General features: G+C 63.2%; 17 protein-coding genes. 11 read left to right on the plus strand and 6 right to left on the minus strand.

The features are described 5' to 3' along the window. Positions 1-82 precede the first annotated feature (82 nt). The 4 genes from leuD to leuA are packed head-to-tail and all read right to left on the minus strand — an operon-like array spanning position 83 to position 4,774. On the minus strand, positions 83-682 hold the full coding sequence (leuD, locus tag ABHF91_RS04405) for a 3-isopropylmalate dehydratase small subunit (RefSeq protein ID WP_409422254.1): 600 nt from the start codon (positions 680-682) through the stop codon (positions 83-85). A gap of 10 nt (positions 683-692) precedes the next feature. Then, positions 693-2,105, minus strand: coding sequence for a 3-isopropylmalate dehydratase large subunit (gene leuC / locus ABHF91_RS04410; RefSeq protein WP_409422255.1), 1,413 nt, complete (start codon positions 2,103-2,105; stop codon positions 693-695). Positions 2,106-2,107: 2 nt separating this feature from the next. Next, entirely contained in the window at positions 2,108-3,208 is a 1,101-nt protein-coding gene (gene leuB / locus ABHF91_RS04415) for a 3-isopropylmalate dehydrogenase (protein ID WP_409422256.1), read from the minus strand. Continuing rightward, entirely contained in the window at positions 3,209-4,774 is a 1,566-nt protein-coding gene (gene leuA, locus ABHF91_RS04420) for a 2-isopropylmalate synthase (protein WP_409422257.1), read from the minus strand. Between the two features lie 338 nt (positions 4,775-5,112). On the opposite strand from leuA, the gene ABHF91_RS04425 reads away from it, so the two are divergent. The 5 genes from ABHF91_RS04425 (at position 5,113) to ilvN (ending at position 9,603) form a co-directional block, all read left to right on the plus strand. Beyond that, positions 5,113-5,610 carry a phosphatase PAP2 family protein gene (locus ABHF91_RS04425; protein WP_409422258.1) on the plus strand — a complete coding sequence of 166 codons (498 nt, stop codon included), beginning with the start codon at positions 5,113-5,115 and terminating at the stop codon, positions 5,608-5,610. Between the two features lie 64 nt (positions 5,611-5,674). Beyond that, positions 5,675-6,790 carry an MJ1255/VC2487 family glycosyltransferase gene (locus ABHF91_RS04430; RefSeq protein WP_409422259.1) on the plus strand — a complete coding sequence of 372 codons (1,116 nt, stop codon included), beginning with the start codon at positions 5,675-5,677 and terminating at the stop codon, positions 6,788-6,790. A gap of 27 nt (positions 6,791-6,817) precedes the next feature. Further along, positions 6,818-6,982 carry a hypothetical protein gene (locus ABHF91_RS04435; RefSeq protein ID WP_409422260.1) on the plus strand — a complete coding sequence of 55 codons (165 nt, stop codon included), beginning with the start codon at positions 6,818-6,820 and terminating at the stop codon, positions 6,980-6,982. A 405-nt stretch (positions 6,983-7,387) separates the two neighbouring features. Then, the gene (locus ABHF91_RS04440) at positions 7,388-9,118 is read left to right on the plus strand and encodes an acetolactate synthase 3 large subunit (protein ID WP_409422261.1); all 1,731 of its coding nucleotides are present in this window, start codon (positions 7,388-7,390) and stop codon (positions 9,116-9,118) included. After that, positions 9,106-9,603 carry an acetolactate synthase small subunit gene (gene ilvN / locus ABHF91_RS04445; protein ID WP_409422262.1) on the plus strand — a complete coding sequence of 166 codons (498 nt, stop codon included), beginning with the start codon at positions 9,106-9,108 and terminating at the stop codon, positions 9,601-9,603. The genes ABHF91_RS04440 and ilvN overlap by 13 nt, the downstream gene beginning before the upstream one ends. A 125-nt stretch (positions 9,604-9,728) precedes the next feature. Here the strand turns inward: ilvN and ABHF91_RS04450 are convergent, their stop codons facing one another. After that, entirely contained in the window at positions 9,729-14,114 is a 4,386-nt protein-coding gene (locus ABHF91_RS04450) for a PKD domain-containing protein (RefSeq protein ID WP_409422263.1), read from the minus strand. Positions 14,115-14,517: 403 nt separating this feature from the next. On the opposite strand from ABHF91_RS04450, the gene ABHF91_RS04455 reads away from it, so the two are divergent. The 6 genes from ABHF91_RS04455 to ABHF91_RS04480 all read left to right on the plus strand — a co-directional run bounded on the left by ABHF91_RS04455 (position 14,518) and on the right by ABHF91_RS04480 (position 20,745). Beyond that, the gene (locus ABHF91_RS04455; RefSeq protein WP_409422264.1) at positions 14,518-14,955 is read left to right on the plus strand and encodes a copper chaperone PCu(A)C; all 438 of its coding nucleotides are present in this window, start codon (positions 14,518-14,520) and stop codon (positions 14,953-14,955) included. Positions 14,956-15,074: 119 nt separating this feature from the next. Next, positions 15,075-15,719, plus strand: a complete 645-nt coding sequence (locus tag ABHF91_RS04460; RefSeq protein WP_409422265.1) for a TIGR04219 family outer membrane beta-barrel protein — start codon at positions 15,075-15,077, stop codon at positions 15,717-15,719. A gap of 133 nt (positions 15,720-15,852) precedes the next feature. Beyond that, a complete protein-coding gene (locus ABHF91_RS04465; RefSeq protein WP_409422266.1) occupies positions 15,853-17,646 on the plus strand; it encodes an assimilatory sulfite reductase (NADPH) flavoprotein subunit in 1,794 nt (597 codons plus the stop codon). After that, positions 17,646-19,352, plus strand: coding sequence for an assimilatory sulfite reductase (NADPH) hemoprotein subunit (gene cysI, locus ABHF91_RS04470; RefSeq protein WP_409422267.1), 1,707 nt, complete (start codon positions 17,646-17,648; stop codon positions 19,350-19,352). The genes ABHF91_RS04465 and cysI overlap by 1 nt, the downstream gene beginning before the upstream one ends. After that, positions 19,345-20,106 carry a phosphoadenylyl-sulfate reductase gene (locus tag ABHF91_RS04475; protein WP_409422268.1) on the plus strand — a complete coding sequence of 254 codons (762 nt, stop codon included), beginning with the start codon at positions 19,345-19,347 and terminating at the stop codon, positions 20,104-20,106. Before cysI ends, ABHF91_RS04475 begins: the two co-directional genes overlap by 8 nt. Before the next feature lie 117 nt (positions 20,107-20,223). Continuing rightward, positions 20,224-20,745, plus strand: coding sequence for a GNAT family N-acetyltransferase (locus ABHF91_RS04480; protein ID WP_409422269.1), 522 nt, complete (start codon positions 20,224-20,226; stop codon positions 20,743-20,745). On the opposite strand, the gene tehA is transcribed toward ABHF91_RS04480, so the two are convergent. Further along, on the minus strand, positions 20,722-21,657 hold the full coding sequence (gene tehA / locus ABHF91_RS04485) for a dicarboxylate transporter/tellurite-resistance protein TehA (protein WP_409422270.1): 936 nt from the start codon (positions 21,655-21,657) through the stop codon (positions 20,722-20,724). The two genes, ABHF91_RS04480 and tehA, sit on opposite strands and share 24 nt — an antisense overlap. Positions 21,658-21,790: the final 133 nt, after the last annotated feature.

A 21,790-nucleotide genomic window follows, 5' to 3' on the forward strand; every position in this document is an offset into this window, starting at 1 on the left:
TTGATACAGTTAAGGCGCCAACGGCGCCTTAACTGATGAGCATTACGGCATAGCGCCGGGCTTTTTTTTTGCTTGGCAGGGTTTACAGCCAGGCAGGCTGCTTGGCTTCATAGGCGTCGATGGCGTCGCTGTGCTGCAGGGTCAGGCCTATGTTGTCCAGGCCGTTCATGATGCAGTAGCGGCGGAAGGGATCGATCTGGAAGTCGAAGCAGAGATCGGCGGCGCGCACCTGCTGCTGCTCCAGATCCACCGTGATGGTCTGGCCTTCGTTGGCGTCCACCAGCTGGAACAGGGCATCCACTTCCTCGTCCTTGAGCTTGACCACCAAGAGGCCATTGTTCAGGGCGTTGCCGTAGAAGATGTCGGCGAAGCTGGGGGCTATGATGGCGCGCAGGCCATAGTCCGCCAGTGACCAGGGGGCGTGCTCCCGGCTGGAGCCGTTGCCGAAGTTCTCCCGGGCCAGCAGTATGCTGGCACCGGCGTAGCGCGGGTAGTTCAGCACGAACTCGGGGTTGGGCTGCTCGCCGGCGTCATCCAGGAAGCGCCAGTCGTGGAACAGGTGCTTGCCGAAGCCCAGCTTGGAGACCTTCTGCAGGAACTGCTTGGGGATGATCTGGTCGGTATCGACGTTGGCGGCGTCCAGGGGCACCGCGAGGCCGGTATGTTGCTTGAACTCTTGCATGGCGGGCTCCTTACAGCTCACGAATATCGACAAAGTGACCGGCTATGGCGGCGGCGGCGGCCATGGCCGGGCTCACCAGGTGGGTGCGGCCACCGCGGCCCTGACGGCCTTCGAAGTTACGGTTGCTGGTGGCGGCGCAGCGCTCCCCCGGTTGCAGCCGGTCGTTGTTCATGGCCAGGCACATGGAGCAGCCAGGCAGACGCCATTCGAAACCTGCCTCCAGCAGCACCTTGTCCAGCCCCTCTTGTTCGGCCTGGATCTTCACCTGCTGGGAACCGGGCACCACCAGGGCCTGCACCCCGGCGGCCACCTTCTGGCCCTTGGCCAGGGCGGCGCGGGCCACGTCGGCGGCGGCGCGCATGTCCTCGATCCGGCCGTTGGTGCAGGAGCCAATGAACACCTTGTCGATCTTCACGTCGGTGAGCTTGCCACCGGCCTCGATGGCCATGTACTCCAGGGCCTTCTGGCAGGAGTGCTTGGCCACCGCATCGTCAAAGTCCGTCGGCGCCGGGATGGGCTGATTGATGCCGATCACCTGGCCGGGGTTGGTGCCCCAGGTCACCTGGGGTGCGATATCGGCACCGTTCAGGGTCACCACGGCGTCGTACTGGGCACCCTCATCGGATTTCAAGGTCTGCCAGTAGGCCACGGCCGCATCCCAGTCGGCGCCCTTGGGCGCAAACGGACGACCCTTGAGGTAGTCGAAGGTGGTCTGGTCCGGGGCCACCATGCCGGCCTTGGCGCCCAGCTCGATGGCCATGTTGCACACCGTCATGCGCTCTTCCATGGAGAGGGCCTCGATGGCCTCACCGCAGAATTCCACCACATAGCCGGTGCCGCCGGCGGTGCCGGTCTTGCCGATAATGGCCAGTATGATGTCCTTGGCGCTGATCCCGGGGGCCACATGGCCCTTGACCTCGATCTTCATGGTCTTGGCGCGGGCTTGCTTCAGGGTCTGGGTGGCCAGCACGTGTTCCACCTCGGAGGTGCCGATGCCGAAGGCCAGGGCGCCAAAGGCCCCGTGGGTGGCGGTATGGGAGTCACCACAGACTATGGTGGTGCCGGGCAGGGTCAGGCCGATCTCCGGTCCCATGACGTGCACCACGCCCTGCCACTTGTGGCCCAGGCCATAGAGGGGCACGCCGAAGTCGGTACAGTTCTTGATCAGCGTCTGCATCTGCACTCGGGCCATCTCGCCGGAGGCGTTGATGTCGCAGGACTGGGTGGAGACGTTGTGATCCATGGTGGCCCAGGTGCGATCCGGACGGCGCACCTTGCGACCCTTCTCCCGCAGACCGTCGAAGGCCTGGGGGCTGGTCACTTCGTGGGCCAGGTGGCGATCGATGTAGATGATGGGGGTTTCGCCGGCGGCCTCGTAGACCACGTGGGCTTCAAACACTTTCTGATAGAGGGTCTTGGCCATGATTAGAGCTCCCGAATGCGGGCGGCGATCTGGCTGCCCATGTCAGAGGTACTTTGTGCCGGGTGCTTGCCGGCCTTGCCCTGCAGCAGGTCGCCGGTGAGGTAGCCGTCCGCCAGGGTTTCGGCCACGGCGCGCTCGATGGCCTGGGCGGCAGCCTCCTGCTTGAAGCTGTAACGCAGCATCAGGGCGGCGGAGAGGATCTGGGCCACCGGGTTGGCGATGTTCTGGCCGGCGATGTCCGGGGCGGAGCCGCCCGCCGGTTCGTACAGGCCGAAGCCGTCGGCGTTGAGGCTGGCAGAGGGCAGCATGCCCATGGAGCCCGTGATCATGGCGCACTCGTCGGAGAGGATGTCACCGAACAGGTTGGAGCACAGCAGGATGTCGAACTGGGCCGGATCCTTGACGAGCTGCATGGTGGCGTTGTCGATGTACATGTGCTGCAGGGTCACGTCCGGGTAGGCCTTGGCCACCTCGGTCACCACCTGGCGCCAGAGTATGGAGCTTTGCAGCACGTTGGCCTTGTCGATGGAGGTGACCTTCTTGCCCCGCACCATGGCGGACTCGAAGGCGATCTTGGCGATGCGCTCGATCTCAAAGCGATGGTAGACCTCGGTGTCGAAGGCCTTCTCCATGGCGCCTTCGCCTTCACGGCCCTTGGGCTGACCGAAGTAGATGCCGCCGGTCAGCTCCCGCACGCAGACGATGTCAAAGCCGCGGTCTGAGATATCGGCCCGCAAGGGGGAGAGGGCGTTGAGGCCCTGGTGGATCTGGGCCGGCCGCAGGTTGCAGAACAGCTTGAAGTGGCCGCGCAGCGGCAGCAGGGCGCCGCGCTCGGGCTGGTCATTGGGCGGCAGGTGCTCCCACTTGGGGCCACCCACAGAGCCGAACAGCACGGCGTCGGCCGCCTCACAGGCGTCCAGCGTGCTCTTGGGCAGCGGGCAGCCGTGGTTGTCGATGGCGATGCCGCCCACGTCATGGTGGGAGAATTCGAAGCCGATGCCGAAGGCGCTGCTGACCTTGTCCAGCACCTTGAGGGCTTCGGTCATGACTTCGGGACCAATGCCGTCGCCGGGCAGAACGGCAACCTTGTAACTTCCTGTCATTTAGAGGGTCTCCAATTTGGATTGCTGAGCGATCTTTTCTTTTTGTTCGGCCACCTGCAGGGCGCGGTAGATGCTGTTCATCACGTGCACCAGCGCCTGGGCGGAGGATTCGACGATGTCGGTGGCCAGGCCCATGCCGTGGAACTTGCGTCCCTCATACACGGCGACGATATCCACCTGGCCCAGGGCATCCTTACCGGTGCCCTTGCTCTTGAGCTCGTACTTGTCGATGCGGATATCGTACCCCGTGATGCGGTTGATGCATTGATACACCGCATCCACAGGGCCATTACCGGTGGCGGCTTCGCACACCACGTGGTCGCCCACCTTCATCTTGACGCTGGCGGTGGACATGACGCTGCCGCCGGAGAGCACGCTCAAGTAGTCGAGCTTGAACTGTTCGGGTTCTTCCTGGATCTGGCTGAAGAACAGCAGGGCTTCCAAGTCGTAGTCGAACACCTGGCCCTTCTTGTCGGCCAGCTTCAAGAAGCTCTCGTAAATCTGGTCGAGATCGTAGCTGCCCTCGTGGTAGCCCATGACTTCCAGGCGGTGCTTGATGACGTGGCGGCCGGAGCGGGAGGTCATGTTCAGGTTGTTGGTGGACAGACCTATGCTCTCGGGGGTGATGATCTCGTAGGTGTTCTTGGCCTTGAGCACCCCATCTTGATGGATGCCGGAGCTGTGGGAGAAGGCGTTGGCACCGACGATGGCCTTGTTGGGCTGGATCGGCATGTTGCACAGCTGGCTGACCAGCTGGCTGGTGCGGTGGATTTCCTGGTGCTTGATGCCGGTCTCGACCCCCAGCAGATCGGCCCGGGTCTTGAGGATCATGGCCACCTCTTCCATGGAGCAGTTGCCCGCCCGCTCGCCGATGCCGTTGATGGTGCACTCGATCTGACGGGCACCCATCTGCACGGCGGCGATGGAGTTGGCCACCGACAGCCCCAGATCATCGTGGCAATGCACCGAGATCACCGCCTTGTCGATGTTGGGCACCCGGTTGAACAGGGCCTGGATGATGCCGCCGAATTCGGTGGGTATGGTGTAACCCACGGTATCCGGGATGTTCACCGTGGTGGCGCCAGCCTTGATGGCGGCCTCCACCATGCGGCAGAGGTTGTCGATGGGGGTGCGGCCGGCGTCCTCGCAGGAGAACTCCACATCGTCGGTGTAGCGACGGGCCAGCTTGACGGCCTGGGTGCCCATCTCCAGCACCTCGTCGAAGCTCTTGCGCAGCTTGCTCTGCACATGGATGGTGGAGGTGGCCAGGAAGGTGTGGATGCGGAACTGATCCGCCACCTTGAGGGCTTCGCCGGCGGCGACTATGTCCTTCTCCAGGGCGCGGGCCAGGCCGCAGACCCGGCTGTTCTTGATGCTGCGGGCTATGGTCTGCACCGATTCGAAGTCACCGGGGGAGGAGACGGGGAAGCCCACCTCCATCACGTCGACCCCCAGTCGCTCCAGCGCCTGGGCGATCTGCAACTTCTCTTTGACGGTGAGGCTGGCGGAGAGGGCCTGCTCACCATCCCGCAGGGTGGTATCGAATATGATGACCCGATCTGACATATGACGTCCTCTTGTTGTCCGATTGACCCTTGCGCCTTGGCTGGATAATAAAAAACCCGTGCGAGGCGCACGGGTCTGGTGAATTGGGGCTGCTTAATGGCTGGCCGCGACTAACCCGCGCGAAATTCCGCGTTGAGAGTTAGTAGTAGTAGTTGGCCGGCAAAGCGCATGGTCAGCTGTTCCTGGTAGCTTGAGTGCCAATAGCAATAACGGCTTTTGCTACGGATGTCAACTTTCCCGAGCTTCTGCCGTTGTCACGGAACCGTTATCCATTCTTCAAGAGGCTGTCATTGCCGCTCACTAGGCTTGCCAGAAGCCCATCGGAGCGGGAGGCAAGGATGAAGCTGATTCAACGCTGGGATTTGACCCTGTGTCGCGTCTGCCTGACCCATGGTTACAACCAGGCTCAGGCCCGGATCTGCCGGCGGGTGTCCCGCACCGGCGATGGCCACGTCTACCTGCTGCTGGGGCTGTTGGCCTGCTGGTTGGATGAAGAGCAGGGGCTGAACTTCCTGTGCACGGCGCTGGGGGCCTTTGCCATCGAGTTGCCGCTGTATCTGCTGCTGAAGAACCTGTTGTGCCGGGAGCGGCCCCAGGGGCTGCCGGTGTTTATTCGTCCGTCGGACCGCTACAGCCTGCCCTCGGGCCACACGGCGGCGGCCTTTCTGATGGCCTGTCTGGTGAGCCACTTCTATCCGGCCGCCACGCCGCTGGCCTTCGCCTGGGCCAGCTGTATCGGCGCCTCCCGGTTGCTGCTGGGGGTGCACTACTTGAGCGATCTCATCGCCGGTGGCGTGCTGGGGACCTCTGCGGCCCTGTTGGTGCTGCCGGCCTAGTTCCGCTTTCGTTGCGTCTTTTGCCCTTCGGGGCCTGCCATACCACCACCAACGAGGAGCGTGGATGAAAATATTGTTCGGCGTGCAGGGGACCGGCAACGGTCATATCAGTCGGAGTCGCAGCCTGGCTCGGGCCCTGGCCGGCCAGGGCGTGACCGTGGATTACCTGTTGTCTGGCCGTCCGGCCGAGGACTATTTCGACATGGAGGCCTTCGGCGACTACCGTGCCCGTCCAGGCCTCAGCTTCGTCACCCGGGAGGGCGCCGTCAGCCTGTGGCAGACTCTGCGCCAGAGTCGCCCCTTGACCCTGTGGCAGGATATCCGCCAACTGGATCTGACGGGTTATCAGCTGGTGCTCAGCGACTTCGAGCCCGTCACCGCCTGGGCGGCCCGCCGCCAGGGGCTCGATAGCCTGGGGATCAGCCATCAGGCTGCCTTTTTCTGGCCCATTCCCCGGCGCTTCGATGACGTTCGCGCCCGCTTCATCATGCGCCACTACGCCCCCGTCTCCCGGGCCATCGGTCTGCACTGGTTTCATTTTGGTCACCCCATACTGCCCCCCATAGTGGATGCCCTGCTGCCGGCGCCCAGTCGGGGGGAGGTGCTGGTCTATCTGCCGTTTGAGTCCTTGGCGGCCATCGGGGATCTGCTGCGGCGGTTTGTGGGGGTGTCCTTTGTCTGCTATCACCCCGACGTGCGGGAGTCCTATCAGCAGGGCAACCTGCTGTTCCACCCCCTGAGCCGCCCTGCCTTCACCACCAGCCTGGCCTGCTGCGAGGGGGTGATCTGCAACGCCGGCTTCGAGCTGGCCTCCGAGGCCCTGACCCTGGGCAAGAAGCTGTTGGTCAAACCCCTGGCCGGCCAGTTCGAACAGGCCAGCAATGCCATGACCCTGGAGATGCTGGGCCTGGGTCGCGTCATGGCCAGTCTGGATCCGGGTGCGGTGCGCCAATGGCTGGATCACCCCGGCATTGGTCTCATCCGTTATCCGGATGTGGCCGCCGCCCTGGCCGTCTGGCTGGCCCAGGGGGCCCAGGAGCCGGTGGCGGAGCTGGCCCGTCGCCTGTGGCGCCAGGTCTTGCTGCCGGAGCCGGTGTGCGAGCGGCTGGCTGAACTGGGGTTATCGGACAGCCTGTGCTGCAATCTGCTTTTGCAGGGGGGATCTTTTGCTAGGCTTTAGGGGGGAGCCAGCGAGGAGGGAATCATCATGCGCTTTATGAACCAACGCGGTGAAGAGATCCACCTGGCCGACAACCTGACCCTGCGGGAGTTGACCAACATGGGGATGGACGTCAGCCTGACCGAGGTAACCGATCTGGAGCATCAGATCTGGATTGCCGAACCGGAAGTGGTGGAAGAGGATCAAGCCTGATTGGACCCGGTGCGAACAACACAAAACCCGGCTTTGGCCGGGTTTTTCAGTCTCTGCTGCTGTAAGAAATATTGCCAGGATAATGCTCTGCCTTATCTTCTATGTAAGGAGTCTAATTCTGGCTTGTCGGGGAGATGGCGTCGGAGTGCGCAATCTTGGGTCAGCTTTGCACTTTTTTGAGTCGGCAAAGCCGTGGACAAGGAGGGGCAAGCGCGATACCGTGATCCTTCCATGTTTTCCCGGTGGCGGAAAAACGCACGAATAATCACCCACATATTCATGAGGTTATGTTGAGATGTCCCAACCAGGACACTCACCTGACCTGTGCCGTCACCGAGTCATGGAGCGGGAAGCCATATCCCATTGACCTTAAAGACAAACGATGAGCCTTGGAGGGCTTGTATCATGGAGATGTTATCAGGCGCGGAGATGGTCGTTCGTGCACTGGAGGACGAGGGAGTCGAGCATATCTTCGGCTACCCTGGTGGCTCGGTGCTCGACATCTATGACGCCCTCTTCGAGAACAGTAAAATCGAGCACGTGCTGGTTCGTCACGAACAGGCTGCGGTGCACATGGCGGATGGCTACGCACGCTCAACCGGCAAAGTGGGTGCCGTATTGGTAACGTCCGGTCCGGGCGCGACTAACTGTATTACCGGCATTGCCACGGCCTATATGGACTCCATTCCGTTGGTGGTGCTGTCTGGCCAGGTGCCCACCAGTCTGATCGGCGGCGATGCCTTTCAGGAAGTGGACATGATTGGGATCTCCCGCCCCGTGGTGAAGCACAGCTTCCTGTGCAAGACGGCGTCCGAGATCCCCGAGGCCATCAAGAAGGCCTTCTACATCGCCGCCACCGGTCGTCCCGGTCCCGTGGTGGTGGACTTGCCCAAGGATGTGCAGAATCCCCAGCACAAGTTCCCTTATGAGTACCCAAAGAGCGTGCATCTGCGCTCCTATAACCCCAGCAAGACGGGGCACAAGGGACAGATCAAGCGGGCGGTGAAGATGCTGGCCGATGCCAAGCAGCCGGTGCTCTACATCGGCGGCGGCGCCGTGGCTGCCAATGCCTCGGCTCAGGTGCAGCGGCTGGCGGATCTGTTCAGCCTGCCGGTCACCAGCACCCTGATGGGGCTGGGGGCCTTCCCGGGCACCCATAGCCAGTTCCTCGGCATGCTGGGCATGCACGGCACCTATGAGGCCAACCTGGCCATGCACAACGCCGACCTCATCCTGGCGGTGGGTGCGCGGTTCGATGACCGGGTGACCAACAACGTGGCCAAGTTCTGTCCCAACGCCAAGCTGGTGCATATCGACATAGATCCTGCGTCTATTTCCAAGACGGTGCAGGTGGACGTGCCCATCGTCGGCGCGGCCGATACCGTCATCGAACAGATGCTGGAAGCCGTCACCGAGCTGAACCTGGAGATCGACAACGGTCAGCTGGCGGACTGGTGGGAGCAGATCGAAGGCTGGCGTGCGCGTCAGTGCCTCAAATACGCCACCTCAGATAGCGTCATCAAGCCGCAGCAGGTGATCCAGAGCCTGTACAAGGCCACCGGCGGCAGCGCCTTTGTCGCCTCCGACGTGGGTCAGCACCAGATGTTTACCGCCCTCTACTACCCCTTTGCCAAGCCCCGCCAGTGGGTCAACTCAGGCGGCCTGGGCACCATGGGCTTCGGCCTGCCGGCCGCCATGGGGGTGCAGTTTGCCCACCCGGGCGCCGTGGTGGCCTGTGTCACCGGTGACGGCTCCATCCAGATGAACATCCAGGAGCTCTCCACCTGTCTGCAGTACGGCGTGCCGGTGAAGGTCATCGCGCTGAATAACCGGTCCCTGGGCATGGTGAAGCAGTGGCAGAAGATGTTCTACGGCGGGCGTCAGAGCCACTCCTACATGTCGTCCCTGCCGGACTTCGTCAAGCTGGCGGAGTCTTACGGGCACGTGGGTATCCGGGTGGATGATCCGGCCAAGCTGGACGAGGCCATGGAATACGCCTTCTCCTTGAAGGATCGCCTGGTGTTCATGGACATTGCCGTAGATCCGGATGAGCATGTTTATCCCATGCAGATCAAGGCGGGTGGGATGAACGAGATGTGGCTGAGCAAGACGGAGCGTACCCAATGCGACGACTGATATCTGTACTGCTGGAAAACGAGTCTGGCGCCCTGAGTCGCGTGGTGGGCCTCTTTTCGCAGCGTGGTTACAACATCGAGACCCTGACGGTGGCGCCCACCGACGATCCCACCCTGTCACGGATGACTATCGTCACCCTGGGGGATGAGCGGATCATCGAGCAGATCACCAAGCAGCTGCACAAGCTGGTGGACGTGCTCAAGGTGTCCGACATCACCGAAGGCAGCCATGTGGAGCGGGAGATCATGCTGGTGAAATGCCGCGCCGCCACCGGCGATATGCGGGATGAACTCAAGCGGATGTCCGAGATCTACCGTGGCCAGATCGTGGATGCCACCGCCGAGTTGTACACGGTGCAACTGGTGGGCACCAGCGATAAGCTGGATGCCTTCCTGGGGACCCTGTCTCAGCTCACCGAACTGGTGGAAGTGGTGCGCAGCGGCGTCTGTGGCATCGCCCGCGGCGAGCGCGCGCTACACGCCTGATGCCTCAGCGGTATGAAATAAGCCTCCCGATGGGAGGCTTTTTTGTGCCCGCTTGCGGCCGGTCCTGGTGAGCGCCCAAAAAAACAGCCCCATGAAGGGGCTGTTTGATGAGACCAGAGGTCGGTTTACTGGGCGGTGAGGCTGTAGGCCAGGGTACTGTCGTTGAAGGTCACCAGATAGGTGCCCACCACGCTGGTGTAGATGTCACTGCCGCTTTGGTTGGCGACGCCATCGGCGTTGCTGTCACCGTAGTTGTAGCTCCAGTCACCGTTGACATCGAACTTGTAGCGCTGGCTGCCGTTGCTGTCGCCGCTACCGGTGAAGGTGATGGTGGCCTGCCAGGTGTGATCGGCCACCAGTTCCATGGCGGTGGTGCCCCAGCTGTTGGGGGTGCCACGGAAGTAGAGCTGATCGAAGGTCTGGGCATAATCCACTTGATCCACCACGGTCACAGTCGCGCTGGCACTGTCGGTCAGACCATCGTCATCGGTGACGGTGACGCTGACGGTATAGGTACCGGCGGTGTCGAAGGTGCGGGTGCTGCTGGCCTCGGTGCTGCCGTCGTCCCACAGGTAGCTGACGATGCTGCCGTCAGAGTCGGTGGAGCCGGCGGCACTGAAGGTGACGCTGGTCCCTACCTGCACCTGGGTGGCACTGGCACTGATGGCGGCCACCGGTGCCACCGGATCGGTGACGCAGTCGACGCTGTAGGCCAGGGTGTTGTCGTTCACCGTCACGGTACAGGTACCCGCCGTGGTGTTGACGATGTCGCTGCCGGTCTGATCCAGGATGCCGTCCAGGTTGGTGTCACCGTAGTTGGTGGCCCAGTCACCATTGACGTCGAACTTGAAGCGCTGGCTACCGTTGCTGTCACCCGTGCCGCTGAAGGCCAGGGTCACCTGCCAGGTGTTGTCGGCCACCAGTTCCATGGCGGTCAGACCCCAGCTGTTGGGGGTGCCACGGAAGTAGAGCTGATCGAACACATGGTCGGGTTCCGTGCTCTCAACGGTGAGGGTGACGCTGGCGGTGGCGGTGGCGCCATCATCATCGGTCACGGTCACGCTGATGGTCTGGGTTTCATCCACTGTCAGGCTGATGCTGGCGGTGGTGGCGCCCGTACTCCACAGGTAGCTGGCGATGCTGCCGTCGCTGTCGGTAGAGCCGGAGGCATCCAGGGTCACCACAGTGCCGGCATCCACCGTCTGGCTGGCCGGGGTGATGCTGGCGGTTGGTGCCTGATTGACCGGCACCGTCAGGGTGACGCTGGTGCTGCTGCTGGCGCCCTCGTTGTCCGTCACCGTCAGGGTGATGGTCTGGGTGGCGTTCACCGTCACGGTCAGGCTGCTGCCGGTGGAACCGTCGCTCCACAGGTAGCTGGCGATGCTGCCATCGCTGTCGCTGGAACCGGAACCATCCAGGGTGACCACTGTGCCGGCTTCCACTGTCTGGCTACCCGGGCTGATGACGGCCACCGGGGTTTGGTTGATGTCCACGTCCGGCGCATCTTCGGTGATGGTGCCGGAATTCAGGCTCCAGACACCGGCTTCCACCTCGTAGTTGCTGCCGCCGTTGTTGTCCCAGGTGCTGCTGCAGTCGTTGGTGTCAAATTCCACCGTGCTGCCGCTGCCCATGTCCACCGTGTAGGCGAACCAGTCGCTACCCACGTCGGTCATGGTCACGCCCGGGGCCGTGGTCCAGGTACCGCTATCCACGCGATAGTGCAGGCAGACGCTGCTCCAGCTGGTGGTGTAGTAGTAGATGGTGGCGCTCAGTTGCAGATCGGCGGGAGTGCCTTCGCTCAAGGTGCCGTCAGAGGCCAGGGTATAGGTCCCTTCGGTGAGCAGCAGGCCGTCTTCGCTGGGGCGGTACTGGCTGTCACCGGCTTCCAGATAGCGCATGTAGATGCCATCCAGATCACCGCTGTAGGTCATCTTGGTCAGGAAGTAACGGTCACTGCCATTGAGCTGGCTGACGGTCTTCTGAGTCCAGTCGGTCACGTCCGGGGTGTGGGTTTCCACGTCCAGGGTGCCCAGATCGGCTTCGCTACCCTCGATGTACAGGGTGACGCTCTTGCTGGGCGCCTTGTCGGTAAAGAAGGCGTGTTCCCCTTCGATGTCACCGTCCACGTCTTCCACCTTGACGCCATCCACAGTGCTGTAGCGACCGGCACCCACGTAAACCTGCTGGATCACGCTCTTGGTGACGTTGCCCTTGCTGTCGGTGGCCTCGATGTAATAGTCCAGCAGTTGGTCGCGGTAGTCACTCAGGTAGGTGTAATAGAGATCACCAATTTCCTGTGCCGGTACCACCTCGAAGGTGGCGGTGCTGGAGGCCTGCCAGGAGACACCATTGATGTCCGGGGTCAGGTCCCGCATCGTCATGTCGTAGCTGACCCAATCCCCTACGTTATCCGGATTGACGTTGGCGTCATCGGCATGGGCCGCCGGATCGTACAGCTTGTAGGTCTTGTCCTTGGGATCGGCACTCTTGGCGGTATGGACCCGGACCTTGAGCTGGATGTCGGCGATGTCGCTGACGTCGTAGGCGTAGGTGTAGATGGCAAACTCGTTGTCCATGTACATCTTGGCCCAGCCTTCGGCCTTGGAGGCGTTGGCGCTACCCGGGTTGTAGGGATAGCGTTGCGGCCACCAGATGGAGGGGCCCGTCTTGTCCTTGGCCAGGTTGGTGGTCACATAGGGCTTGGTGAAGTACAGCGACTGGTTGAAGGAGAGGGTCGGCTTCACGCCGTCGTCCACGTTCTCGTCATAGTAGCCAAAGCCGGAGTCCATACTGGCGATCAGGAAGTACCAGCCCAACTCGGCCGGGTTGGCGCCGCCGGCATAGTCGTTGCTGGCATCGCCCTTCACCGGATAGGACATCATCCAGGGGTTCAACTGGTTGCCGGCATAGGTCACCTGGTTATCCAGGGTGCTGGTGGGGCTCCAGTAGTTGGGGTGATCATCCAGCCAGATCTGTTCGGCGGTCTGGGCGTAGTTCTCGGCGGCCTGCAGCAGGGCGAAGTTACGCTCCAGGTAGTGATAGCCGTACTCCAGGGACGGCAGGTGCTGGCGCAGAGTGCCGTTGGCGGCATACAGGGAGGTGTAGCTGGTGCCGTGGGCGGTGTTGAAGGCGGACAGCTGGCCGTTCCACACGCCCATGGGCAGGTGCCAGTGGTACCAGGTGGGGTCGGCGGAGGAGTCGCGGGTATCGATCCAGGAGCCGTCCTGCACGTGCACCACATCATCCTCGGGGATGGGGTGGGCATCGAGGTACTCTTGGACACCCATGCCGGTGACATCGCTGTCGGCGTAGGTGACGTAGCCGGAGTTCAGCCAGGTACCGCCGTCGCCGGCGCGGCCTGAGCTGTTATCCCCGTCGTGGGCGATGACGAAGTACTGGGTACGCCCCAGACCGGAGGCGGTGGAGACATAGTCCTTCAGCACGCTGGCGGTGACGGAGCCCTGGTAGCCTTCTTCCCATGAGCTGGCTTGCTCAACCGGGATACCGGCCACCTTGGTGACTTCCCCTGTGTCCGGATCCACGTATTGCACCCAGTGGGGGATGGAGGCGAAGGGGAACTTGTTATAGGTCACCTGCTGTTCGTTAAACATCTGCAGGGCCACCCAGGAGCCCACATCACTCTCGTTCTGCAGGTCGGCCCGGTTGGGCGGGGAGACCAGGGTATCCACACCCGGGCTGTTCAGGTAGGGATAGTCCTTCAGGGTGCGGGAGTAGTGCACGTTGCCCAGCACGGACCACTCGATGCCCAGCTTGTTCAGCACGGGGATGATGCGTTCGGAGAAGCCCAGCTCGGTGGGGAAGAAGCCCTTGGAGGAGGTGAAGTTGCTGCCGAGGAAGTAATCCTGCGCCAGGGTGACGTTCTGGTAGATCAGATCCTTGAGGAAATAATCGTTGCCCACCAAGGGCCCCATGCTGTGGTGGCCGGTGAAGTGGATGGTGTCCAGCGCCTTGTAGTTGCTGCTGGTCTTGTAGTTGTTCTGGGTGTTGCGCCAGTAATCGCCCCAACCCAGGTTATAGCCGTCCTGGTTGCCCAGCTCGGCAAAGCTCTCCACGTTGTTGATCACCGCCGCGGACATGGTGACCTGGGTCTGGCTCAGGGGATAGCTGCCGTTGTTGCTGATGGCGGTATCCATGGGCCAGCTCAGGTAGGCACCTGTCTTGGCATGGTGGGAGTAGTATGACTCCAGATCATCGTGGGGCATGGGGGTGGTGGTGCCCGGGATGTAGTAGGTGTAGTTGGCTGGCGGGTTGGCCTTCAGGTTCTTCACCTGACCATCGTACATGTAGCGAACCGGATCCCCGACCGCCAGGCCATCATAGCTGCTGGTGTCAAAATAGGGCCAAAAGTTCGGCATGTGGTTGTGGTAGATGTGGGTAGCGGCGATTTCGGCACGGAGAGGCGAGGGGCTGAGGCCGATCACCAGTCCGAGGGCCACCGCCGCCGCCGTCGGCAGAAGCCGCGATGGCAGAGCGACAGGATGAGTCTTCATCTGGTTTTCCTTTCGTTAGCTGTCCTTAAGTCGTTGTTTCCGGGTGCGTGCCTGATTTTTTTGTTATGAGAGGCCCCTGAAACCGGGCAATGCTAACGCCAGATCGGGAAAAGGGTGGCTGCGGAGGGGATTTGTGTGAGCCAGGTGGATACCTATGTGTGCAAAATGCGAACGGTAGCGCTTTCAAGTGCGGCGAACAAAAGATGACCATCTTGTGTTGCAGTCTGAACTGTGGCCAGGGTGCAAGATAGGGCTTTTACGCGACCAGATCGGTTTTTACTCTCGTTGCGGTCAGCTTACCTCTTGGTGTTGCGGTCTAACCCATCTTTACTCAGTCGGCCGAGTTGTTCCCGCATCGACGGTGGGGATAGACTCGGATCATCGCACTGGGAAAGGAAGGGGTATGGGCAGGTTAGCATGGGGCGGGCTGGGGCTGTGTTTGTGGGGGAGTCTGGCCTGGGGCCAGGTGCAGGTGAGCGACGCTTACCTGGCAGTGTTGGCCCCCGAGCGACAGCAGGTGGCCTGCATGGGGCTGGATAACCAGGGGGACAGCGTGGTGCGCCTGCTGGGGGCCCGCACTCCCGATGGGCAGACGGTGCGGCTGGGGGAGGCCCGTTGGGATGATAGGCAGGGGCGTTACCGGTTTCGTCCCCTGCATAAACTGGTGGTGCCGGCCGGCGGTCAGGCCCTGCTGCAGCCGCAAGGTTTCTGGCTCTGGTTCGCCGATGCCAAGACCCCTCCGGCTGGCGAGCAGGCCCTGGTGCTGCAGTTTGACGATGGCAGTGAGCTGACCGTCACCCTGCCGGTGCGGGAGGTGCCGATCCCGGTGCCGCAATCCTGAACTCAGGCTTAACCATTGGCGCATTAGCCGGCAGTTGCACCTTGCCAGGCTGGTGCCCTCCTAGTGCGGCGCTACAATGGCCTCTCTTTTTAGGCTTCGTCTTATTTGTGAGAGGATCCATGAAGCATCAAGCCTTGTTTATGCTGGCCGGCCTTGGCCTGGCGACCACGGCCCAGGCGGCCGACGTCAGTGTGGCCGTCGGCGCCGACTACAGCAATGCCGATTTTGACGGCTCATCCGCCCATCAATCGTTGAACGATAACGGTAACAGCCGTTGGACTGGCTATATCGATTTTCGCCATCCCCTGCTGCTGTTGCCTAACGTGAATTTCCAGCGCAGCGATTTCTCCTCCGCGGCCTCCGGGGTCAAGCATGATCTGGACGTCTACGACCTCACCTTCTACTACCGCCCCCTCGAGCTGGATCTGTTGAGCCTGGATCTGGGGCTGGATCTGCGTCGCTACGATGGCGAGGTCAATGGCCGGGGCTATCAGCACGATCTGCTGATGGGCTACCTGGGGGCCGAATCCGGCCTGCCGGGGACCGGGCTGGGGGTGTTTGGCGATGCCCGCTACGGCGCCTGGAACGGTGACGAGAGCCATGACTGGCGGGTGGGGGTCAGCTACACTCTCAATCCCCAGGACAGCCTGCAGCTCAAGCTGCGCGGTGGTTATCGCAATGCCCGCCTGGACTACGACAAGCTGGGTTACAACTTCAACCAGCGGGTGGACGGCTGGTTTATGGGCGGCGAGCTCCGCTACTAAGCACGGCTTACACCAAGAGGCGCCCAAGGGCGCCTTTTTTATTACTTTTCATCATTAAAAATTCGGTTTTATTCTTTGAGAATGGAATAAGCCCCCCTAAGCTGACAGCATCACGTTAAATGGATGTCGGCACATGAATTCTCAGGATCTTCTGCAACAGGCTGGCCCCTTGCCCGGGCCACAACTGACCCAGCTGGCCGCCGCCGTGGCGGGCTTGACCCAGTCCCAGCTCATCTGGGCCAGCGGTTATCTCTATGGCCTGGCCCAGGCCGGTGGCAGCGCGGCCGCCGCCCCGGCCCCCGCCGCCCCCCAGGGCCAACTGGTCATCCTCTATGCCTCCCAGACCGGTAACGCCAAGGGCGTGGCCGAGGCCATCAAGGCCCAGGCCGAAGCCAAGTCCATCCCGGTGAGCCTGTACAGCCTGGCGGACTACAAGGCCAAGCAACTGAAAAAAGAGAGCCATGTGCTGCTGATCACCTGTACCCAAGGGGAAGGCGAGCCGCCGGAAAGCGCGGTGGATCTGCACGGCCTGCTCAAGAGCGGCAAGCTGGGCAAGCTGGGGGATCTTAAGTTCGCCGTGCTGGGGCTGGGGGACTCCTCCTACGAGTTCTTCTGCCAGGCCGGCAAGGACTTCGACGCCTTCTTGACACAGGCCGGTGCCCAGCGGTTGATCGAGCGCGGGGATCTGGACGTGGATTACCGCGAGGCCGCCGCGGCCTGGGGTGAGGCGGCGCTGGCCAAGGTGGCCGAGACCTTAAGTGCCGCACCGTCAGCCGTAGCCCCGGCGGGCGTTGTTGCCCATGGCACCAGTGCCTATGACAAGTTCAATCCCTTTGCCGCCACCCTGCTCACCAACCAGAAGATCACCGGCCGCGACTCTACCAAGGATATCCGCCATATCGAGATCAGCCTGGAGGGCTCGGATCTGCGCTACCAGCCCGGTGATGCGTTGGGTGTCTGGTTCGACAACGACGCCGCCCTGGTGGCCGAGCTGCTGGCCCTGGCGGGCCTGTCCGGCGAGGAGCCGGTGAGCGTTTCCGGTCAGTCTCAGCCGCTCAAGCAGGCGTTGACCCAGTCCCTGGAGCTGACCCGGCTGCATGCCGGCTTCATCACTGGGCTGGCCGAGCTGTCTGACGATGCCGGGCTCAAGGCCATCGCCGCCGATAAGGCCCAGAGCCAGGCCCTGGCGGCGGCCAGCCAGCCGGTGGAGGTGTTGAAGCGCTTCCCGGTGACCCTCAGCGCCGAGCAGCTGGTGGGCCTGCTGCGCCCCCTGACCCCGCGCATGTACTCCATCGCCTCGTCCCAGGCCGAGGTGGAGGAAGAGGTGCACCTGACCGTAGGGGTGGTGCGCTATCCCCAGGCGGACGGCACCCTGCGCTCCGGCGGCGCCTCCTCCTACCTGGCAGACCGGCTGGCCGAAGGCCAGAGCGTGCGGGTGTTTGTCGAGCACAACGACAACTTCCGTCTGCCGGCCAACCCGGCCACCCCGGTCATCATGGTGGGCCCGGGCACCGGCATAGCGCCGTTCCGCGCCTTCATGCAGCAGCGGGAGGCCCAGGGCGACGAGGGGCAAAACTGGCTGTTCTTCGGCAACCCCCACTTCACCCAGGACTTCCTCTATCAGGTGGAGTGGCAGAAGTACGTCAAGTCCGGCCTGCTGACCCGCATCGACCTGGCCTTCAGCCGCGATCAGGCCCACAAGATCTACGTGCAGGACCGGATCCGCGAGCGCGGTGCCGAGCTGTGGCAGTGGCTGGAGCAGGGAGCGCACTTTTACGTCTGCGGTGACGCCAACCGCATGGCCAAGGATGTGCAGGACGCCCTGCTGGATGTCATTGCCCAGCATGGCGGCAAGGACCGCGAGGCGGCCCAGGAATATTTGAATGAATTGCGGCGCGCCAAGCGTTACCAGAGGGATGTCTACTGATGAGTTACCAAACTGTTCCCGGCCCGGTAGAAGGGCCCCTGGCGGATAACGAGCGCTTGAAGCGCGAGAGCAACTTCCTGCGCGGCACCATAGAGCAGGATCTGCAGGATCCCCTCACCGGCGGCTTCAACGGTGACAACTTCCAGCTGATCCGCTTTCACGGCATGTATCAGCAGGATGACCGGGATATCCGCGCCGAACGGGCCCAGCAAAAGCTCGAGCCGCTGCACAACGTCATGCTGCGGGCCCGCATGCCCGGCGGCATCATCACCCCGGCCCAGTGGCTGGGCATCGATGCCTTTGCCCGGGATCATACCCTGTACGGCAGCATCCGCTTGACCACCCGGCAGACCTTCCAGTTTCACGGCGTGCTGAAGCCCAAGATCAAGCTGATGCACCAGACCCTGAACCAGTACGGCATGGACAGCATCGCCACCGCCGGCGATGTGAACCGTAACGTGCTGTGCACCAGCAACCCGGTGGAGTCCGAGCTGCACGCCGAGGCCTACGAGTGGGCCAAGGCCATCTCCGAGCACCTGCTGCCCAAGACCCGCGCCTATGCCGAGATCTGGCTGGATGGCGCCAAGCTGGGGCCGGACGAGGAGCCCATCCTGGGATCCAACTACCTGCCGCGCAAGTTCAAGACGACTGTGGTGATCCCGCCGCACAACGACATCGACGTGCACGCCAACGATCTCAACTTCGTGGCCATCGCCGAGCACGGCAATCTCATCGGCTTCAATGTGCTGGTGGGCGGTGGGCTCGCCATGACCCATGGCGAGAAGGGCACCTATCCGCGCAAGGCCGATGACTTTGGCTTCATCCCCAAGGAGCACACGCTGGCGGTGGCCGCCGCCGTGGTGACCACCCAGCGGGACTGGGGCAACCGGGTGGATCGCAAGAACGCCAAGACCAAGTACACGCTTGAACGCGTCGGTGTCGAGGCCTTCAAGGCCGAGGTGGAGAAGCGTGCTGGCGTGACCTTTGCCGACAGCCGGCCCTACGCGTTCACCAGCCGCGGCGATCGCTTCGGCTGGGTGGAAGGCATCGACGGCAAGCAGCACCTGACCCTGTTCATCGAGAACGGCCGTATCCTGGACTTCCCGGGCAAGCCCATCAAGACGGGGCTGGCCGAGATCGCCAAGGTGCACCAGGGCGATTTTCGCATGACCGCCAACCAGAACCTGGTCATCGCCGGCGTGCCGCCCGAGCAGCAGGCGCAGATCCAGGCTCTGGCCGAGCAGTACGGCCTGCTGGATCCCGTCTCCCGGCAGCGGGAGAACTCCATGGCCTGTGTGGCGCTGCCCACCTGCCCCCTGGCCATGGCGGAGGCCGAGCGCTTCCTGCCGGCCTTCGTCACCCGCATCGAGGCCCTGCTGGACAAGCATGGCGTGCCGGATGACAGCCTGATCTTCCGGGTCACCGGCTGCCCCAACGGCTGTGGCCGCGCCATGCTGGCCGAGGTGGGCCTGGTGGGCAAGGCGCCGGGCCGCTACAACCTCTACCTGGGGGGCAACCTGGCCGGCACCCGCATCCCGCGCCTGTATCGGGAGAACATCACAGAGCAGGCCATCCATGACGAGCTGGACGGCCTCATCGGCCAGTGGGTGGCCGGGCGCGACAGCCAAGAAGGCTTTGGCGACTTCGTGATCCGGGCCGGTATCGTCCGCCCCGTGGTGGACTCAGCGAGGGACTTCCATGACTAAGCAATTGGATCTGGCGGCGTTGTTGGCGCTGCCCAAAGAAGAGCAGGTGGCGCGGCTGGCCCCCATCAACGCCGAGCTGGAGGCCCTGAGCGCCCAGGAGCGGGTGCGTTGGGCCCTGGCCAACCTGCCCGGTGAACAGGTGCTCTCCTCAAGCTTCGGCATCCAGGGCGCCCTGATGCTGCACCTGGTCACCCGGGAGCGGCCGGACATCCCTGTGGTGCTCACCGACACCGGCTACCTGTTTCCGGAAACCTACCGCTTCATCGACGAGCTGACCGAGCGGCTGGGGCTCAATCTCCAGGTCTACCGGGCGGCACTGACCCCAGCCTGGCAGGAGGCCCGCCACGGCAAGCTGTGGGAGCAGGGCGTCGAGGGCATAGAGCAGTACAACCAGATCAACAAGGTGGAGCCCATGGCCCGCGCCCTGAGCGAGCTGGGGGCCCAGAGCTGGTTCTCCGGCCTGCGCCGGGAGCAGGCCAAGAGCCGCGCCAACCTGCCGGTGCTGGCCATCCAGCGGGGACGCTTCAAGTTCCTGCCGGTGATCGACTGGACCAACAAGGACGTGCACTACTACCTCAAGGAGTTCGATCTGCCCTATCACCCCCTGTGGGAGCAAGGCTACCTGTCGGTGGGGGACGTGCAGACCACCGCCAAGTGGGAGCCCGGCATGACGGAGGAGCAGACCCGCTTCTTTGGCTTGAAGCGCGAATGCGGCCTGCACGAAGACGGCGAGAACGACGGCTCAGGGATCTAGCCGCCCGATTTTGTATGCTGAACGCACAAGGCGCCCATCGGGCGCCTTGTGGTTTAGGGGATCTGGGAGCGCGGTGCCGGGCCTGCTAGGCTGAGCGTTCTGTCAAGGGAGCCCAAGATGACCCATAACCCACCCGATGTGACCCTGGTGCCCTGCACTCGGGAGCACCTGACCCAACTGCTCGGCTGGATAGACTCCGCCGCCCTCAACCTGCAGTGGGCCGGCCCCACCTTCGATTATCCCCTGACTCTGGAACAGCTGACCCGCCATCTGGCGCAGCCGGCGGTGCGGGGTTTTGCCCTGCTGCAGGCCGGTCGGATGGTGGGTTATGGCGAGCTGGTGCTCTGCGGGGCGGGGGAATATCGGCTCTGCCGGATCCTGATAGGCCCCGACTGGCGGGGCCAGGGATTGGGCCGTTGTCTGGTGCAGTCGCTGATGACGCTGGCTTGCCGGACGCTGGAAGCCCGGTGTCTGACCCTGGCGGTGTTCAGCCATAACCGGGCCGCGCTGGCCTGTTATCAGGGCTTGGGCTTTGAGCCCTATGCCGAGGAGCCGGCCGCCTGCGAGCTGGCCGGCGAGTCCTGGGATCTGCTGCGTCTGGCCTGGACGCCGGCGTCAGAGCAGGCGGCCGCGCAATAGGCGGTAGCCGGTACGCAGGCTGAGATAGCCGATAAAGCCGTTGGCGGCCAGGAATACCGGCAACGCCAGGGCCTGGGCCGGGGCGGCGCCGGCCTGGGCCAGCTTGAGGGTGCCGACCGTGGTGGCGGCGATACCGAAGGTGTAGGCCCAATAGGAGGGGGCGAAACGCTGGGTGCCCAGCCAGCGCCACAGGCGCAGCCCGAGCAGCAGCTGGAACAGGGCATAGCCCCACAGCATCAACAGCCAGGGCGTAGCCTGACCGGGTTGCAGCATCAGGCTGGCCATCAGGCAGACCGCCGGCGGCGCGAACTGGATGCCCAGCAGGGGCCGTTGGGCGGCGGGCAGATCCTCGGCCTGCCAGAGGCGTTGCAAGATTGGCGACTCCAGGGCCAGCCAGGAGAAGACGCCGGCGCCCAGAAACAGCCAGCCCCATTGGTGCTGACCCAGGGCGCCCAGGGCGGCGGCACTGGTGAAGTTCCCCGCCACCGTCGGCAGATAGAGGGTGGGGGCGGTATCCTGGCTCTGACGTCGCCCCTGCCAGAGGGTGCCGGTATGCCAGAGGGCAAAGGCCAGATGCCAGCCAAGCCCCAGGGCGGTCAGGCACCAGGCCAGGCTACGGCTGTAGGGCAGAATGGCCAGCACCATCAACAGGGTGGCGATGCCCAGCAGGGCCGGGGTGCCGCCCTGTACCGGGTGTTGCCACTCGGCCAGCCGGGCCTGGGGATGGCGCAGGGCCTGCCAGAGGTAGCGCAGCAGCAGGCTCAGCCAGACCAGTCCAGCCAGGGTCAGCAGGGTTTCGGCGACCAGGCCAGGCAGGCCCCAGTAACCGGCGGCCAGACGCCAAGCCTGACCCAGTCCGGAGAGGCCCAGCACCATGCCGAAAAACGAGGCGGGAACGAGTTTGGGTGTCATTGACGGCCAGGGTTGAGGAAAAGGGGCGTCAGTGTAGCAGTTTTGGCCCTGTCAGCGAGGCTGGCGGGATGGATAACACAGGGGCGGCGGAGATAAAGCAAGGGGCCGATGCGGCCCCTTGTGGTGTTATCTG

It is taken from the genome of Pseudaeromonas aegiceratis, from assembly GCF_046254905.1.
Classification (GTDB): Bacteria; Pseudomonadota; Gammaproteobacteria; order Enterobacterales; family Aeromonadaceae; genus Pseudaeromonas; species Pseudaeromonas aegiceratis.